The sequence below is a fragment of the Mesorhizobium norvegicum genome, from assembly GCF_004919685.1.
In the GTDB taxonomy this organism is placed as follows: domain Bacteria; phylum Pseudomonadota; class Alphaproteobacteria; order Rhizobiales; family Rhizobiaceae; genus Mesorhizobium; species Mesorhizobium norvegicum.
This window is the reverse complement of sequence record NZ_SMYZ01000186.1, coordinates 1-346: the sequence shown is the minus strand read 5'-3', so window position 1 is coordinate 346 and position 346 is coordinate 1. Positions and strand designations below refer to the sequence as shown.

Below are 346 nucleotides of genomic sequence, written 5' to 3'. Positions count from 1 at the left end.
TGGTTGGCGGTGGAGTCGGCATCGGGCGGTGCGTTGAAGGCAACCGGCAACTGGCTGGCCGTGACGCCGACTGTAAAGGCGTGGGTATCGATGCTGCTGTCGGACGAGGTGGCCGTGACCGTGAGCGCGACCGTCGGCTCCGAGGCCGCATTGAGCGTGCCGGTGCCCGAGCGTGTGATGACGCCGGTGCTGGCGTTGATGGCAAAGCGCGAGTCGTCGATGCTGTAGGTGATCGTCGATCCGGCATCGGGATCGGTGGCCGAGGCGGTGATGCCGATCGCCGTACCGGCGGCGGCGTTCTGTGTAATCTGGTTGGCGGCGGTGTCGGCATCCGGCGGGGTGTTGA

General features: G+C 67.1%; 1 protein-coding gene. It reads right to left on the bottom strand.

The window, feature by feature from the left end; translation table 11 throughout:
* A partial coding sequence (locus FCU66_RS40550; protein WP_136625523.1) for a cadherin repeat domain-containing protein occupies positions 1–346 on the bottom strand: 346 nt, incomplete at both ends.